The sequence below is a fragment of the Roseibium sp. Sym1 genome (assembly GCF_027359675.1).
Taxonomy (GTDB): domain Bacteria; phylum Pseudomonadota; class Alphaproteobacteria; order Rhizobiales; family Stappiaceae; genus Roseibium.
This window is the reverse complement of the sequence record NZ_CP114786.1, coordinates 4,778,086-4,794,050: the sequence shown is the minus strand read 5'-3', so window position 1 is coordinate 4,794,050 and position 15,965 is coordinate 4,778,086. Positions and strand designations below refer to the sequence as shown.

Sequence of the window (15,965 nt, the reverse complement as noted above, 5' to 3'; positions counted from 1 at the left end):
CCCTGGCGGGGTTGCGGGTCAGATCGACATGCGGCTGATTTCCTGGTAGGCGCTCACCACCTTGTCGCGGATGGCGATTGCGGTCTGCAGCGTGGACTCGGCCGCCATCACGGCCTCGACCACCTGCTGCACGGACGCCTGGCCGTCGACACCGGCGATCGCTGAGGCCTCGCCCTGCTTGACCTTGTCGATGGCGTCCTGGGAAACCTGCGCCATCGCGTCGGAGAAGCTGGCGGCGTTGACCGAAGCGGCACCGCCGAGATCCGGAGTTGCCGCGGTGAAACGGGTCGTCGTCGCGGACTTGAGAACGCCGTCGGCAGCTGAAGTCAGCGAAGCGATTTCGTTGATCATGATCAGTTCCTCAAAAGGTCGATGTGGCGCATGACCATTTCACGGGCCTGGGTCATGACTTTCAGATTGGCTTCGTAGGAGCGGTTGGTCTCACGCATGTCGGCGAGCTCCAGAAGCGTGTTCACGTTCGGCATCTTGACGTAGCCGTTCTCGTCCGCCGCCGGATGACCCGGGTCGTATTCGACTGTGAAGGGAGCCTTGTCGGCGCCGATGCCCTTCACCGAGACGAGATTGGCCTGATGCGCCCTGCTGAACTCGCTTTCAAATGTGATGGTCTTGCGCTGGTAGGGATCATCTCCGGCCGTTTCCCCCGTGGAACGGGCATTGGCGAGGTTTTCGGAAACCACGCGCAGGCGCTCGGACTGCGCCCGCAGTCCTGCACCGGAGATCTGAAGAGTTGCGGCAAGCGGGTCGGACATCTTGTTTTCCTCTAGGATTTCACGGCGGCGAGATACATGCGATGAAAAGACTTCGCGATACTGGCGTTCAACGAATGATCGCGCGCGACCTCACCGGCCTTCATCAGTTCCTGTTCGACGCTGACGGAATTGCCCGAATGGCTGACTGCCCAGCTGTCCGCCTTTTCCACATCGGATGAGCGCGCCGCTTCCATGGTCTGGCCGAGATGGCCGCCATGGGTGGCCGTCATCGCCAGCTGGGTCTTGCTGATCACGGTGGTGAAGGGTTCCAGGTCTTTCGCCCGGAAGCCCGGTGTGTTCGCGTTGGCAATGTTTTCCGCAATGGTCGCCTGGCGCACGGACAACCAGTCATTGCTGCTCGACACCAGTTTGTTCAGGAAAACAGGCTCCATCGGAGGCCTCCTTTAAGCTCAGGTTGCCCCAAGTCCTAAAAGACCAAGCTTGCCCGAGGCTGGCCCGAACACCGGTATCCGGCTGCAAGGGCGCAAGGTCCACGCAATCTTCGCAGTGCATGCGTTGACTGTGCGCAGGTTCAATCGCCGCCTGCGCCCTGACTGGATGTCACGACCGGGAGATACCGATGATCTGGTGGCCAAGACCACTCGACAGCTTGAGAGAGAACCGGTGTTCAGCCGCGGTCCCAAGAGCAGTGCACTCACAGCGGCGCACCGGAACGCGATTGATTTTCGCCGCGCCGTTATCGGCCCTGTTCATGTGCGGTCCGCTTCAGGCCCAGCCGGTCGATTGTGCCGGCTACGCCAGGGCCTATGCCGATGCGCATGTGTCGGGAGATCCGGCCGACCTCGATATTGTCGACCCGGCCATGCGGGGAGCTGTTGTCGGCGGAGCGTGGCGCGGACCTAGCGGTGCGCGCCGGGGTGCGGTCGCAGGCGGTGTCCTGGGCGTCTTTGACTCGCTTGGCAACGACCCGGCTGGATGGCGCGGACTTTACGACCTAGCCTACAGGCTGTGCCGCAACAAGCAGTCACCGGCAAACCATCGACCTTCGACCCTGGGGGATCCCAGCTATCGTCCGGCGCCTTCGCCCTACCGCGAACCTCTCGCACCCGCCGCCCCGGCCGCGCCGCGAAAACCCTAGAAACAAGGTTGTTCCATGTTTTCCTTTTTGACCGCAAAACGGAACTCGATCACGAATGCCATTCAAAGGCGCCTGCACCCTCGCCAGCGCACGCGCCTGCGCCCAGCCAAGCTGGCCAGCCTTGACAACGAGTTTCTTTGCGACTGCACCATCAGGGACATTTCCGATGGCGGTGTCCGCCTTGTTCTCAGCGAAGACCATGATTTGCCGGAAGAGTTCTACGTGTTCGACGCGGTACCGAAAACCGTCGCCGAAGTACAGCTCAGATGGCGTGAAGGCCTCGCGGCAGGCGTGACCTATCTCGTTCCGCCTGCAAGTATCCGGCATTTCAAGAACACCGGCGTTCGCAAGCTCGCCCAGAGGCTTTATGCGCTCGATGGCTGAACAGCAGTATTTGTCCGACAAATATTTTGAAAGAACAGTCGGGAACCGTACCAAATTCGATGATTTTGTCACCTTTCGGCAACAACCTCGAACAGACAGACAGCATTTTCTTTTCCGGCGTGATGATCAAGTCTCAAAATTCTAGTGTTCTTGAAAATTCACCTGTAAAACGGCTTGGGAGACCAGCCCGGATATAAAGCTCTGGCAATGATCAACAATTCCGACCTCCCGAGCCTGAAGCATGGATAAAAACAAAAAGCCGACTTTCGAACTCCCCGACAAAGTTCTCACTTCACTTCCCACTGGCGCCGTCAAGGACATTGTTGAACTCCTCGGCAAAAGCATCATTCAAGGAACCTACGAAACCAACGCCGTTCTGCCACGCGAAGAGGAACTGGTCGACAAGCTGGGGGTCTCCCGGACCGTTGTCCGTGAAGCGATCAAGGTCCTGTGCGGAAAAGGACTTGTTCGCACGGCGCGGCGTTACGGTTCCCGGGTCTGCCCGTTCGAAAGCTGGAACCTGCTGGATCCCGATGTGATCCGCTGGCACGATCCCGCCAATCCCCGGACGGCACGGATCTATGCCGAAGCCACGGATCTTCGCATCATGTTCGAGCCGGAAGCCGCCGCGCTTGCCGCGGGAAATGCCAGCCGCGAGCAACGCGACATCATTTTGGCGGCCGCCAATTGCATTCACCTGCAGAACGGCGAAACGGACACGATCGGTGCCGACTACGCCTTCCACTCCACAATCCTGCAAGCCAGCGGGAACCTGATGCTGGCGCAATTGCAGAATGTCGTCTACGCCGTCCTGCTGTTCTCCTATGCCGCCGGGTCTCCAAGCGCATCAGAGGTAAAGGCGTCACGGCGCAATCATGTCGGCGTGGCCGACGCCATCGTGGGTGGAGATTCGGAACTGGCTCGTCTGCGCATGCGTGACATGCTGTCTCAAAACAAGGCGATAGCGGAAAAATTTGCTGTGTCCCGATCGAGCTGACGCTGTTCGGGCTCCTGCGAGCGCTCCTGGCCCTGGCAACGGCCACATTTTGCAGACAGGGACTTTGTCTATCCTGACGGTTGTGCATAGATGACGGCCGAAACCGCCACGGACCAATGTCAGGGATATAGATGAGCTTTTACACTCAGGACGAACTTGCTAAAGGAACGTTTGTCGGACGGGTCTGGCGCCCGGACATAATGGGACCGGCGATCGTGACCATTCGTGACACAAAGGTGGTCGACATCTCCACGAGAGCCGGGCCGACCGTTCGCGACATTTGCGAGATGGAAGATCCGGCAGATTACGTTACACGGGCCGAGGGCCATGTGATCGGCAATTTCGAGACGCTCGCGGCAGCCAATCCAGGCGATCCATTTTCGGCGCATTTCCTGGCGCCTTGTGACCTGCAGTCGGTCAAGGCCTGTGGCGTGACCTTTGCGAATTCCATGGTCGAGCGGGTGATCGAGGAACTTGCGGCCGGGGACGCCCAGAAGGCGGAGGAAATCAGAAATCGGGTTGGTGCCGTCATCGGTGACAGCCTGCGCAACATCAGGGCGGGATCACCCGAAGCCGTCAAAGTGAAGCAGACCCTGATCGAGGAAGGGGTCTGGAGCCCCTATCTCGAAGTCGGCATCGGACCGGATGCCGAGGTCTTTTCAAAGGCCCAGATCCTGTCTTCCGTGGGTCCAGGCGCGAAAGTGGGCCTGCACCCGATCTCCAGCTGGAACAATCCTGAACCGGAAGTGGTTCTTGCTGTGTCCTCCAAGGGAGAAATCGTGGGCGCGGCTTTGGGCAATGATGTCAATCTGCGCGATGTGGAAGGCAGATCCGCTTTGCTGCTCTCGAAAGCCAAGGACAACAACGCATCCTGTTCCATCGGCCCGATGATCCGCCTTTTCGATCAGAGTTTTTCACTGGCCGACGTGCGGTCCGCGGAACTCGAGCTTCGCGTCGAGGGAACGGACGGCTTTGTCCTGAAGGGGCATTCTTCCATGTCCCAGATCAGCCGGGATCCGGAAGACCTTGTTGGCCAGACCATCGGCCGGCATCACCAGTATCCGGACGGTCTCATGCTGTTTCTCGGAACCCTGTTCGCCCCGACCCAGGACCGGGATGTCGCCGGTGAGGGTTTCACGCACAAGATCGGCGACGTCGTGACCATATCCGCACCTGGCCTCGGACAGCTCCGGAACACTGTTGATCTTTCGACCGAATGCCCGGAATGGACCTTTGGCGTCAGCCATTTGATGCGCAATCTGGCCCAGCGCGGCCTGATCTGAGCCGGCGGGGAAGCGATGAGGCACCGCTTCCCGCAGACCGAATGCGCCACTCAATCCAGGTCGGGATAGCTGGCGTCGTAAAGATGTTCCCTGACAAAGGCTTCCAGATCCGCCGGCTGAGGAACCTGGGCGAGACCCGCGTCGAAGACAGTCTTCGCCACACGGGCCGCTGTCTTGACCGATGTCTCCAGAATGTCCGACTGCGGCGGGAACAGGGTTCCCTGTCCCAGCAGCTTTTCCGGGACCTGGTCGGCGACGGCCTTGGCCGCCTCGATGAACATCTCGTCGGTGACGCGTCTCGCCCGGGTCGCATAGATCGCCATCGCCACCGCAGGGAAGATATAGAGGTTGTTGGCCTGTCCGGGCCTGTAGGTCTCACCCGCATAGTCGACCGGCGGAAACTGCACACCGGCTGCAAAGATGACCTTGCCCTTCGTCCACTGATAGGCCTGCTCGGCCGTGCATTCGGCATGGTCTGTCGGATTGGACAAGGCAAAGACGACCGGGCGCTCGTTGAGGTCTGCCATGGCCTCCACGACCGACCGCGTGAACAGCCCCCCTACGGTGCTCACCCCGATCAGCGTCGTTGGCTTGACCGACTTGATGGCCTTGGTCAGGTCGCGCGTCGGAGCGTGCTTGTGGGCATATTTGCGCTGGAAGTCGAAGAGATCGTCCCGCTCGGACTGAAGAAGACCGTTGACATCGTACATCCAGATCCTTGACCGGGCCTCCTCTTCCGAGAGGCCTTCCGACACCATCTCCGAAACCAGGAGATCCGCGAGGCCGATCCCGGCCGAGCCTGCACCCGCGAAGAAAATGGTCTCGTCCTTGAGCGATCCGCCCTTGATCTTCAGCGCATTGATCAGGCCCGCGAGGGTAATGCCGGCGGTTCCCTGGATGTCGTCATTGTAGCAGCAGACCTTGTCGCGGTAGCGGGCCAGCAGATGCACCGCGTCACTTCCGGTCCAGTCCTCGAAATGGATGCAGCAATCGGGATAGCGCTCCTGAACCGCCTCGACGAATTCGTCGACAAACGGATAGAGCTCTTCGGTCGGCGGCCGCTTCTGGCGAATGCCGAGATAAAGCGGGTCTTCCAGCAACGGCTCGTTGTTGGTTCCGGCGTCCAGGAACAGGGGCAGGAGATGCTCCGGTGGCACACCCGCCGCGCCGGTATAGAGCTGCAGCTTGCCGATCGGAATGCCCATGCCGTTCGCGCCGATATCGCCGAGACCGAGAATGCGTCCGCCATTGGTAACACAGATGAAGCGAACATCCTTGTCCGGCCAGTCGCCAAGGACCTTGCTGACGTTGCCCTTGTGCGCGATCGACAGATAGACGCCTCGAGACCGCCGGTAGATATGGCCGAATTTCAGACACGCCTCACCGATGGTCGGATCGTAGACGATTGGCAGGAACCGGGTCGGATCCGACATGATGACCTTGTAGAAAAGGGTCTCGTTGGTATCCAGCAGTCCCGTCAGGTAAATGAACCGGTCTATGTCGCTGTGCTTGTGGTTCAGCTGCATCAGAACCCGTTGAACCTGCTGGTCGAGTGTTTCGACCACAGCCGGCAACAGCCCCAGAAGGCCGTATTTCTCCCGTTCCTCTACCGAGAACGCCGTGTTCTTGTTCAACACCGGGTCGTGGATTAGGTCCAGCCCCATCTTGCCGCTGCGGGATACTTTCATCATGGTCTCCAATGCAAGAAGCGATCGTCAGGGTCGTGTCAGAGCGACGGGTGAATCATTTTCGACGGATCGACGACCTTGTCGAATTCCGCTTCGTCGACATATCCGAGTTCCAGGCAGGCCTGTTTCAAGGTCAGGTCCTTCTCAAACGCATGATGCGCCGCATAGCTGGCCTTGTCGTAACCGATCACCGGACTGAGCGCGGTCACCAGCATCAATGACTGGTCCAGGTATTCCCGGATTTTCTTCCTGTTGGGCTCCATGCCCTCGACAAGGAACCTGGCGAAATTGGCGCAGCCGTCTCCCATGATCCGCACCGACTGCAGAATGGAATTGATCATGAGCGGCTTGTAGACATTCATTTCCAGATACCCGCCGGATCCGCCGATCCCCACGGAAACGTCGTTGCCCATCACCTGCGCCGCGATCATGGCCAGCGCTTCGCACTGGGTCGGATTGACCTTTCCGGGCATGATCGAGGACCCCGGTTCGTTGGCGGGGATCTTCAACTCGTAGAACCCGCAGCGCGGTCCGCAGGACATCAGCCGGATGTCATTGGCGATCTTGAACAGCGAGACAGCCAGGGTGCGCAACGCTCCGCTCAACATCACCAATGCATCGTGGCTGCCTTGCACGGCGAACTTGTTCGGGGCACTGACGAAGGGAAGAGCAGTCAGTTCGGCAATCTTCGCCGCGGACTTCTCGGCGAATTGCGGATGGGTGTTGATGCCCGTGCCGACGGCCGTTCCGCCCAGCGCCAGGGAAAGCACGTCTATCAGGGCGTGATCGATCCGGTCCATATCCTGGCGCAGCATCTCGGCATACCCCGAAAACTCCTGCCCCAATGTCAGCGGCGTCGCATCCTGCATATGCGTCCGGCCGATCTTTATGATGTCGTCCCATTCCCCGGACTTCGCCTTCAGACTGTCGTGAAGCGTCTGCACGCCGGGAAGCAGCCGATGCGTCGTCTGGATGGCCGCCGCCATGTGCATGGCCGTCGGAAACGAGTCGTTCGACGACTGGGACATGTTGACGTGATCATTCGGATGAACCGGGTCCTTGCTCCCCAGGACACCCCCGGCAATAGCGATTGCCCGGTTTGAGATCACCTCGTTGACATTCATGTTGGACTGCGTGCCGCTACCGGTCATCCACACGTGGAGCGGAAAATGCGCATCCAGCTGTCCGTCCGCCACTTCTTCTGCTGCCTTGACGATCAGATCCGCCAGATCCGGCTTGAGCAGCCCCAGATCGACATTGGTCAGCGCGGCGGCCTTTTTCAGGATACCGTAGGCGTGGATGAGCTCGATCGGGATCAGATCGTTGCCGATTGAGAAATGCTCAAGGGACCGCTGCGTCTGCGCACCCCAGTACTTGTCCTCGGGAACCTCGATCTCGCCAAGACTGTCACTTTCGCTGCGCATGCTGTGCTCCTGTCTGTCGGCTAGGATGTCTGTCGGCTAGGATGCCAATAGTGTTGAAGTCAATCTGCTGTCGGGGGACTTCAGCCCGTCGATGACATCAAAATGGTGCCGTTCCGCTTCCTCCTCGTATGCCGCGGACGGCCATGCATCTGCCAGCAGCCTGGACTGCCGGAGGAATTCCGGTCGTTCCGCGCCGCCAACCCAGGCGACGACCGGGCAGTCGCTCACCGGCTTCTTAAGCGCCGGGCTTTCGGCAATGGCATCGTCTTCACTCATCCTGAAGGCGTCATTCATGCTGGTGTTTCTGAGCGGCCGCAAATCATGCAGGCCGCTGATCGACACGACCCGTTCTATCCGTGCCAGCACCTCCGGTGGCAGCAGACTGTCCTCGCAGACCATGCGCGTCACGAGATGCCCGCCGGCAGAATGCCCTGTCAGCCGGATCGGGCCGGCGACACGAGCGGCAGCCCTGGAGATCGCCGCGGCAATCTGGCGGGTTATGTCGGCGATACGGACATCCGGCGCGAGGTCATAGGACGGCAGACATGTGGTCCAGCCCCTTGCAAGCGGTCCTGCTGAAAAATGCGACCACTTGCTCTTGTCGAATTTCATCCAGTACCCGCCATGGACGAAAATGACGAGCCCTTTCGATTTCCGTTCCGGATGGAAGATATCGAACCGGTGGCGCGCCCCGTCGCCATAGACGATGTCGAGGTCCTTCTCCATCCAGGACTTTCGGAACGCCTCCGAATCGTCTTCCCACCGCTCAACATAGCCGGACGCACCTGGAATATGCGCCGCATTGGCGTAGGCATCGTCCCAATCGGTAATCAGCGTTTCAGTCATCAACAGCCTCAGGCACCTTCTTCAACCAGAGGCATCATCCTGCACGATTTGTCGTGAAAGCGGAATGACCTGCTTTTCTCCACACCTTGCCAAATCAAAGCTGCCCGACCTAACGTCTCACGAACCATGAACTGCGGGAGATGAAACGCTGATGGTGGCGCGTTGTTCCAATCGAGTGATCAATCTGGCGCATTTCCTCACCAGGAACGCCGCCCGTTGGCCGGATCGGCCTGCGATCATCTGGCAGGACCGGACCTGGAGCTGGTCGGAGCTGGATGAACGTGTTTCCGCCCTCGCCCGCGCGCTCGAGACCGAATACGGTCTCTCAAGGGGCGACAGCCTGCTGGTCCAGGCCGAGAACTCGAATCAGATGATCGAGATCATGCTGGCCGCCTTCCGGCTCGGGGCGGTCTGGGTTCCCTGCAATTTCCGCCAGGCGCCGGGCGAAACCGCCTATGCCGCGGAAAAAGCCAGGGCGAAGGTCTTCGTGTGCGATGCGGGGTTTGCCGCCCAGGCCGCCGCCGTCAACACCGCCTGCCCTGGTCTCACAGGATGCATCAGCATCGGTCGCAGCGCCTTTGGCGCCGACTACGAGACGCTTGTGGCGAGCAACCATGGGACCAGCGTCGCCAACGCGCCTGTCGACCATACCGATCCCTGCTGGCTGTTTTTCACCTCCGGCTCGACAGGCCGGCCAAAGGCGGTGGTGCTCAGCCACGGCCAGATCGGCTTCGTCTGCGTCAATTACATGGCCGACCTCATCCCGGGAACGAACGAACAGGACGCCTCGCTCGTGATCGCCCCGCTGTCACATGGCGCGGGCCTGCAATTGATCGCACAATTGTCGGCCGGGTCCGCGCATGTCCTGATGCCAAGGGGGGGCTTCAGTCCCGCGGCCGCCTTCGAGCTGATCGAGAACCACAGGATCAGCAACCTCTTCACGGTGCCGACCATCGTCAAGCGCCTTGTGGAAGACCCTGCCGTCGACCGCTTCGACCATTCCAGCCTGCGTCATGTGATCTATGCCGGTGCGCCGATGTACCGGGAGGATCAGAAAACCGCGCTGCAGAAGCTTGGCAGCGTGCTGGTGCAGTATTACGGGCTCGGCGAAGTGACCGGGAACATCACGGTGCTGCGCCCCCAGGATCATCATCTCGAGGACGGACCGGACGCACGGGTGGGAACCTGCGGCACGGAACGCACCGGCATCGAGGTCTCCATCCAGGACGATGACGGCAACCATCTGCCGCCTCACCAGACAGGGGAAGTCTGTGTCATCGGCTCTGCCGTCTGCGCGGGGTATCTGGAAGACGATGCTGCCAATGCCAAGTCGTTCCGCAATGGCTGGTTCCGGACCGGCGACATCGGTCACATGGACGAACAACGGTTTCTGTACCTGACCGGCCGGGCCTCGGACATGTACATCTCCGGCGGATCCAATGTTTATCCGAAGGAGGTGGAGGAGGTCCTGCTCACGCATCCGGGCATTTCCGAAGTGGCCATTCTTGGCATTCCGGACCCTCAATGGGGCGAAGTCGGCCTCGCGGTATGCGTCGCCGCGACCGCTCCCCCGCCGCCTCCCGAAGCCCTGTCGGAATTCCTGACAGGCCAGGTCGCCCGCTACAAGATGCCGGCGCGCTATCTGTTCATCGAGAAAATGCCGACCAGCGCCTATGGCAAGATCACCAAGAAGCTGGTGCGTGAGCACCTCGTCGATAAGGGGCTCCTGTGAGACGTCCCGCCCCGAAGAACCTGTCCGACATCCGCCATCCCGGCCCTTCCGCCAGCGATCGCACGCCTCATATACGCTGCCGGGCGGAGCCCTTTGCTCCGCGGCTTGAGAGCGCTGTTGACCTTGTCCCTGCCCTCGGCGCTCTTGCAAAATCGGACGGCTTCGGTTCCGCCGTGCTGGACCTGAGCGGGCTGGTGCTGGGTCCCTTCGACTATGTGATGCCGGACCGGGCGATCGATGACCGCCACGCGGCCTGGTACAGCGACACCCATTCCTCGGCTGGCGCAACGCTTCAAGCAGCCGTTGCGATCCTCGGCTGGCGGGAGGGCAGCTGGTTTGCCCATGTCCATGCCTTTTGGCACGAAAACGGCCGTGACCGCCTCGGTCACCTGTTGCCGGCAAGCCTGAAGGCGGGTGCGCCGGCGAAGCTGGAGGGGTACGGCCTCAAGGGTGCCGTCTTCAGGGCGGCGCCGGATCCGGAAACCGAATTCACACTGTTTCGCGTCCATCCTGACCCGGCAACAGCCTCGGCGAAGCCCGACAACGCCCTGATCACGACGCTCGCTCCCTTTGCGGACCTTCATGTCAGCGTTTCGGAACTCGCGGGCAAGCTCGATACAAAGGCCTATGACGTTCTTGGACTTGGCAGCCTTGCGGGCGCCGCTTTCCAGGATGATCGCCCCATGACCGGGCTCATATCGGAGATCCTGCTGCTTCCCGGCGCCGGAACCGGAGGTAAACCGGACCTGACACTTCCGGTTCGGTGCGTCGATCTCGACGGCAACCTTCACGCGGGCGCGCTCCTGCCTGGCAAGGCACCGACACTGGTGACATGTGAACTTCTGATCCGGAACAGCGGCGATACGACTTAGCTCGCTCTCGCTCTGACGTTCTACCGGTTGCGATACCACCGCGGGATTAGAACAGTAAGAGAACATTTACCCTTGCAGAACACAATGGGAACAGGTACCATGTTCTTGATTTGTACCAACCCATTTCGCGGTAGGGGATGCCGATATGTTGACGCGCAAGCAGTACGAACTGCTCATGTTCATTCACGAAAGACTCAAAGAAACCGGTGTTCCACCGTCTTTCGATGAAATGAAGGACGCGCTGGATCTCAGGTCCAAGTCCGGCATTCACCGGCTGATCACCGCCCTTGAAGAGCGTGGCTTCATCCGCCGGCTGCCCAACCGGGCCCGCGCCATGGAGGTGGTCCGCCTGCCCGATTCGATCGCTCCCGGCCTCGGCGCACCGCGTCCACGCGGAAGTTTCTCGCCGGAAGTCATCGAAGGCTCGCTCGGAAAACCCGAAGCCTCCAAGGCCGTCGAGGAACCGGTTTCCGCCGGAGCGGAGATTCCCGTCATGGGTCGCATTGCCGCCGGCGTGCCCATCGAAGCCATCCAGACCCACAGCCATTCGATCACGGTGCCGCCGGAACTGCTCGGCAAGGGGGAACATTACGCCCTCGAGGTGCGCGGTGATTCCATGATCGAGGCCGGCATCCTTGACGGGGACACCGTGCTGATCCGCCGGACCGACAGCGCGGATAGCGGTGATATCGTGGTTGCGCTCGTCGACGAGGAAGAGGCAACGCTGAAGCGCTTGCGCAAGAAAGGCGCGTCCATCGCACTGGAGGCCGCCAATCCGGCCTATGAGACGCGCATCTTCGGTCCCGGCCGCGTTCGCGTTCAGGGACGGCTTGTGGCCCTCTTCCGGCAGTACTGACCGGGGCTGGCGCTTGACCTTACTCGTCGCGGATCGCAGAGCGCAGGCTTTGACGCGTGACGGAGCCAGGCCTGTGCCATGGGCGCGGTGGATCCGGTATGGCAAAGACCATGCGCTCGATAGCCGGCTTGAACCTGCGAACCGTTTCGCTTGAGCCTGACCTGTCTTCGCTCGCCGGGACAGCATCAGGCGGGTCGGGTCCGGTTTCCCTGTGCTTCAACCAGATGGACACCGCGCCACGCATCGACCGCAGTTTCTGATCGATGATGAGGCCGGCGCCACAGGCACCCGGAGCGATTAGATCGCTTACGATGATATCGGCATAGCGGCAATCGGCTTCCAGCGCCTCCAGCCTGCGCGGAACCGCAATGACCAGTGGGCCGTCCACCGGCTCCGGGCCATCGTGATCCGAGGCAATCCGGTGGGCCCTGACAACGCAACCTTCCCGGTCACATTGCCTTTGGGGTGATGTCATCTTGCGCGATTTGATCGCATCTCCCGACACGCCTTCAACCTGGAACCAGAGATCATTCACAAACGAGTTGGTTCTGCCCGCAAAACGCAGTTGCCCGCCCGCGTCGCGGGCGGCAAGGCGATTTCCCGAAGCTGAAATCTGCACATCGGGCGGACGAGACTGGCCTGCCAGATACAATCCGGCGACGAGCGGCAGCACCGCCGCGAACCGCTTGCGCCCCGGAAGAAGAAGCCCGGAAAACAGGGCCGCCATCAGCAGAGACGCCGCGCCGCCATCCAGTTTCCCGAACGCGCCGTTGCCCGCATCAAGCCCGGCGGTGAAATGTGCAATCTTCAACAGAAGCGAAACGCCCTGGGACATCACCCACAACGGGCCGGCGGCCAGGCCAAACGGCATCAGGGCGAGCGCCAGAACGCCCATCGGCATGACGAGAAGTGAGAAAACCGGCATGCCGAGCATGTTGCCGATCAGGCCGTAAGGCGCCACCCGCCCGAAATGATGTGCCCCGATGATCCCGGTGGCCAGGCCGGCGACCAGGGCCGTAACAAAAAGTCCAGCCGCCCACCGGCCGGCAAATCGCAGCAGCCCGGCAGCAACACCTTGTTGTTCCGGCCGGATGTCCAGGCCACGTTCACGGCGGCGCCAGAGATCGTAGACCGCCACCAGGCAGATCACCGCCGCGAAAGACATCTGAAACCCGGGAAAGAACAGCCGCTCCGGCGCCAGCACAAGCAGGACCAGCCCCGCCAGGGCGACGCTGCGCAGCGTCAATCCGCGGCGGCCGACCAATATCCCGAGAAAGACAAGCGCAATCATCAGGAACGACCGCTGCGTCGCCACGCCCGCACCGGAGAGCAGCAGGTAGACAACTGCGGCGGCAAGCGCAGCGAGCGCCGCCCATTTATGGGTCGGCCAGCGCAGCGGAAGCGAAGGAACAAGCGCCAGCAGCAACAGTGCGGCGCCGTAGGTACCTCCGGAAAAAAGCGCCATGTGCAGACCGGAAATGGCCAGGATATGCGCCAGCCCGGCGGCGCGCAGATCTTCCTCCTGTGCTTCGCCGATACCGCCTCGGTCACCAACCAGTACGGCGACAATCAGGGCTGCCTCGGGTCCCTCTTCCAGACTGCCGCGAACACGCTCGGCAAGATGCCTGCGCAGCTGAGCAACCAGGGCTGCGGCCTGCAAGCCGGACGCTTCCCGGGCAGGGCCGAGGTTCTCCGGCGGCCCGAAACTGAAGCCAGTGGCACCGATGCGCGAGAAATAGGCCCGGAAGGAAAAGTCGTAGCCACCGGGATGAACCGGTCCCGGCGGTGGAAACAACCGCGTCCTCATGCGCACGCGATCACCGACCCCTGCGTCACTTCCTCTAGGAACGCGCAAGCGAACCCTTTCGGGAAAACCGCGCCGGGAGGCCGTATGCCCATTGACGGTCTCGACCGCCAGGACGAGCCGGCCTTGTTTCGGACCGCCCTGCCACTCCAGCACCTGCCCGGTCAGCTCGGCATTCATGGGCTCGGCCAGCCTGGGCGCATCAACACCTGCCGTCCGCATGGCCCCGGCAGCGCATCCGCACAGGAAGGCAAGCAGGAGCAGGACCTGCCACCCGGCGGCTCCCTGTCGGCGAAATGCGGCAAGCGCGCCCAGCACCGTTCCGCACAGGACAAGTGCCAAGGCGATCCATGACGGCTCCACCGGCAGAATGACATAGACCGCAATCCCCGCGGCAAAGGCGAAGGCGCACCACAACAGGCCCTGCTCGTCCCGGAACCGGTCCTCGTCCGCAGATGCCGACGACAGGGCGGCGGAGCGCTTTAACAGCAGGCCGGCCAGCGACACGGAGCGCTTCATCGGCCTGGAGGAAAACTCGTGGGCTATTTCGGAATTTTGTGCCTCGAGGGTAACCGTTTCCGGACGGTTGTCATTGTCGGTCGAAGGATATGCCCCCGCTGCCAACACTTCTCCTCATTGCCGCGCACGAGAATCGGGCGCGCAGCCTATTTAGCCGCGCCGATGCCTGTGCTAAGACCGCGCCACCAATCAGGCGCTTTCAGCGCCGCCATTCTGACAGAGACTTTCAAAAAGCACCATGGCACAAGACATCGTCACGCGTTTCGCTCCGTCCCCGACCGGTTTCCTGCACATTGGCGGCGCCCGCACCGCCCTGTTCAACTGGCTCTTTTCAAAGCACTTCGGCGGCAAGATGTTGCTGCGTATCGAGGACACGGACCGGGCCCGCTCGACACAGGAAGCGGTCGACGCCATCCTGGACGGCCTGACCTGGCTCGGTCTCGACTGGGACGGTGACCCGATCTCGCAATTCGCACGGGTCGACCGGCACAAGGAAGTTGTCGACCAGATGCTCGCCGACGGCACCGCCTACCGCTGCTACTCCACGCCGGAAGAACTCGACGCCATGCGCGAGAAGGCCCGTGCCGAAGGCAAACCGCCGCGCTATGACGGCACATGGCGGGACAAGGATGCCTCGCAGGCACCTGCCGGCGTCGATCCGGTCATCCGCATCAAGGCGCCCCAGGAAGGCGAGACCGTGGTTGATGACATGGTCCAGGGCCGCGTGGTAATCCCGAACAAGGATCTCGACGACTTCGTGCTGATGCGGTCCGACGGCACACCGACCTACATGCTCGCAGTGGTCGTCGACGACCACGACATGGGCGTCACGCATATCATCCGGGGTGTCGATCACCTCACCAACGCCGCCCGGCAGACCCTGATCTTCAAGGCCCTCGGCTGGGACGTTCCGGCCATGGCGCATATTCCGCTGATCCACGGTCCGGACGGTGCGAAACTGTCCAAGCGCCACGGGGCCACCGGAGCAGAAACCTACCGGGCCATGGGTTACCTGCCGCAGGCGATGCGCAACTATCTCGCGCGTCTCGGCTGGAGTCATGGCGACGAGGAAATCATTTCCCTTGAAGACATGATCAAGTGGTTCGGCATGGATGCCGTCGGCCAGTCCGCCGCGCGCTTTGACTTCAAGAAGCTGGAAAACCTCAACGGTCACTACATGCGCGCGACGGATGACGCGGAGCTGCTGGATCACTGGAAGATCTACCTCGCCCACGCCGACAACGGTGAAGCGGTGCTTAGCTGGATGACCACCCCTGCCAACGAGCAGGTGGCCCTCGCTGCGCTGCCCGGCCTGAAGGAGCGCGCCAAGACCCTGGTGGAACTTACCGAGAGCGCTTCCTATCTGTGGCGCCAGCGGCCGCTCGATACGGACGAGAAGGCCCAGAAGATCCTGGACGATGACGCCAGGGCCATCCTTGGCGACCTTCACGGCGTGTTGTCCGGCATCTCCGACTGGGTGGCAGAACCGCTTGAAACGGCTGTAAAGGCTTATGCGGAGCAAAAGGAACTGAAGCTCGGCAAGGTCGCCCAGCCGCTTCGCGCCGCCTTGACCGGCCGCGGTACTTCTCCCGGCATCTATGATGTGCTGATCGCACTCGGACGCGAGGAATCCCTGGCCCGGATCAAGGATCAGGCCGCCTGACCGCCTCACGCAAACCGCTGCCCGTTGC

At 61.5% G+C, this 15,965-nt stretch carries 15 protein-coding genes; 8 read left to right on the top strand and 7 right to left on the bottom strand.

Features of this window, described 5'->3' with window-relative positions:
* Positions 1–18: 18 nt before the first annotated feature.
* Genes O6760_RS21910 through flgB form a run of 3 tightly spaced genes read right to left on the bottom strand, consistent with a single transcriptional unit; the run spans position 19 to position 1,162 of the window.
* Complete coding sequence (locus O6760_RS21910; RefSeq protein WP_269581801.1) at positions 19–351, bottom strand: flagellar hook-basal body complex protein FliE; 333 nt, start codon at positions 349–351, stop codon at positions 19–21.
* A 2-nt stretch (positions 352–353) separates the two neighbouring features.
* Positions 354–770 (bottom strand): flagellar basal body rod protein FlgC, encoded by a 417-nt coding sequence (gene flgC / locus O6760_RS21905; RefSeq protein ID WP_269581800.1) that lies wholly within the window; start codon positions 768–770, stop codon positions 354–356.
* An 11-nt stretch (positions 771–781) separates the two neighbouring features.
* A complete protein-coding gene (flgB, locus tag O6760_RS21900) occupies positions 782–1,162 on the bottom strand; it encodes a flagellar basal body rod protein FlgB (protein ID WP_269581799.1) in 381 nt (126 codons plus the stop codon).
* 287 nt (positions 1,163–1,449) lie between these two features.
* On the opposite strand from flgB, the gene O6760_RS21895 reads away from it, so the two are divergent.
* The 4 genes from O6760_RS21895 to O6760_RS21880 all read left to right on the top strand — a co-directional run bounded on the left by O6760_RS21895 (position 1,450) and on the right by O6760_RS21880 (position 4,533).
* Positions 1,450–1,869, top strand: a complete 420-nt coding sequence (locus O6760_RS21895) for a hypothetical protein (protein WP_269581798.1) — start codon at positions 1,450–1,452, stop codon at positions 1,867–1,869.
* A gap of 15 nt (positions 1,870–1,884) precedes the next feature.
* Entirely contained in the window at positions 1,885–2,253 is a 369-nt protein-coding gene (locus O6760_RS21890) for a PilZ domain-containing protein (RefSeq protein WP_269581797.1), read from the top strand.
* Between the two features lie 241 nt (positions 2,254–2,494).
* A complete protein-coding gene (locus tag O6760_RS21885) occupies positions 2,495–3,250 on the top strand; it encodes a FadR/GntR family transcriptional regulator (protein WP_269581796.1) in 756 nt (251 codons plus the stop codon).
* A 131-nt stretch (positions 3,251–3,381) separates the two neighbouring features.
* Entirely contained in the window at positions 3,382–4,533 is a 1,152-nt protein-coding gene (locus O6760_RS21880; protein ID WP_269581795.1) for a fumarylacetoacetate hydrolase family protein, read from the top strand.
* A gap of 50 nt (positions 4,534–4,583) precedes the next feature.
* On the opposite strand, the gene O6760_RS21875 is transcribed toward O6760_RS21880, so the two are convergent.
* From O6760_RS21875 to O6760_RS21865, 3 genes are read right to left on the bottom strand one after another with little or no spacing between them, the layout of a single operon-like run.
* Entirely contained in the window at positions 4,584–6,224 is a 1,641-nt protein-coding gene (locus O6760_RS21875; protein WP_269581794.1) for an NAD-dependent malic enzyme, read from the bottom strand.
* Between the two features lie 35 nt (positions 6,225–6,259).
* Entirely contained in the window at positions 6,260–7,645 is a 1,386-nt protein-coding gene (gene fumC, locus O6760_RS21870) for a class II fumarate hydratase (protein ID WP_269581793.1), read from the bottom strand.
* A 36-nt stretch (positions 7,646–7,681) separates the two neighbouring features.
* Positions 7,682–8,491, bottom strand: coding sequence for an alpha/beta hydrolase (locus O6760_RS21865; RefSeq protein WP_269581792.1), 810 nt, complete (start codon positions 8,489–8,491; stop codon positions 7,682–7,684).
* A gap of 151 nt (positions 8,492–8,642) precedes the next feature.
* Between O6760_RS21865 and O6760_RS21860 the strand changes: the two genes are divergently transcribed.
* The 3 genes from O6760_RS21860 to lexA all read left to right on the top strand — a co-directional run bounded on the left by O6760_RS21860 (position 8,643) and on the right by lexA (position 11,951).
* Positions 8,643–10,223: an acyl-CoA synthetase gene (locus O6760_RS21860; protein WP_269581791.1), complete on the top strand. Its 1,581-nt coding sequence runs from the start codon at positions 8,643–8,645 to the stop codon at positions 10,221–10,223.
* Complete coding sequence (locus O6760_RS21855) at positions 10,220–11,095, top strand: hypothetical protein (RefSeq protein WP_269581790.1); 876 nt, start codon at positions 10,220–10,222, stop codon at positions 11,093–11,095. The genes O6760_RS21860 and O6760_RS21855 overlap by 4 nt, the downstream gene beginning before the upstream one ends.
* Positions 11,096–11,240: 145 nt before the next feature.
* Positions 11,241–11,951, top strand: coding sequence for a transcriptional repressor LexA (gene lexA / locus O6760_RS21850; RefSeq protein WP_269581789.1), 711 nt, complete (start codon positions 11,241–11,243; stop codon positions 11,949–11,951).
* 19 nt (positions 11,952–11,970) lie between these two features.
* On the opposite strand, the gene O6760_RS21845 is transcribed toward lexA, so the two are convergent.
* Positions 11,971–14,379: a ComEC/Rec2 family competence protein gene (locus O6760_RS21845; RefSeq protein ID WP_269581788.1), complete on the bottom strand. Its 2,409-nt coding sequence runs from the start codon at positions 14,377–14,379 to the stop codon at positions 11,971–11,973.
* A 133-nt stretch (positions 14,380–14,512) separates the two neighbouring features.
* Here O6760_RS21845 and gltX point away from each other — a divergent pair, with 133 nt between their 5' ends.
* The gene (gltX, locus tag O6760_RS21840) at positions 14,513–15,937 is read left to right on the top strand and encodes a glutamate--tRNA ligase (protein ID WP_269581787.1); all 1,425 of its coding nucleotides are present in this window, start codon (positions 14,513–14,515) and stop codon (positions 15,935–15,937) included.
* Positions 15,938–15,965 lie beyond the last annotated feature (28 nt).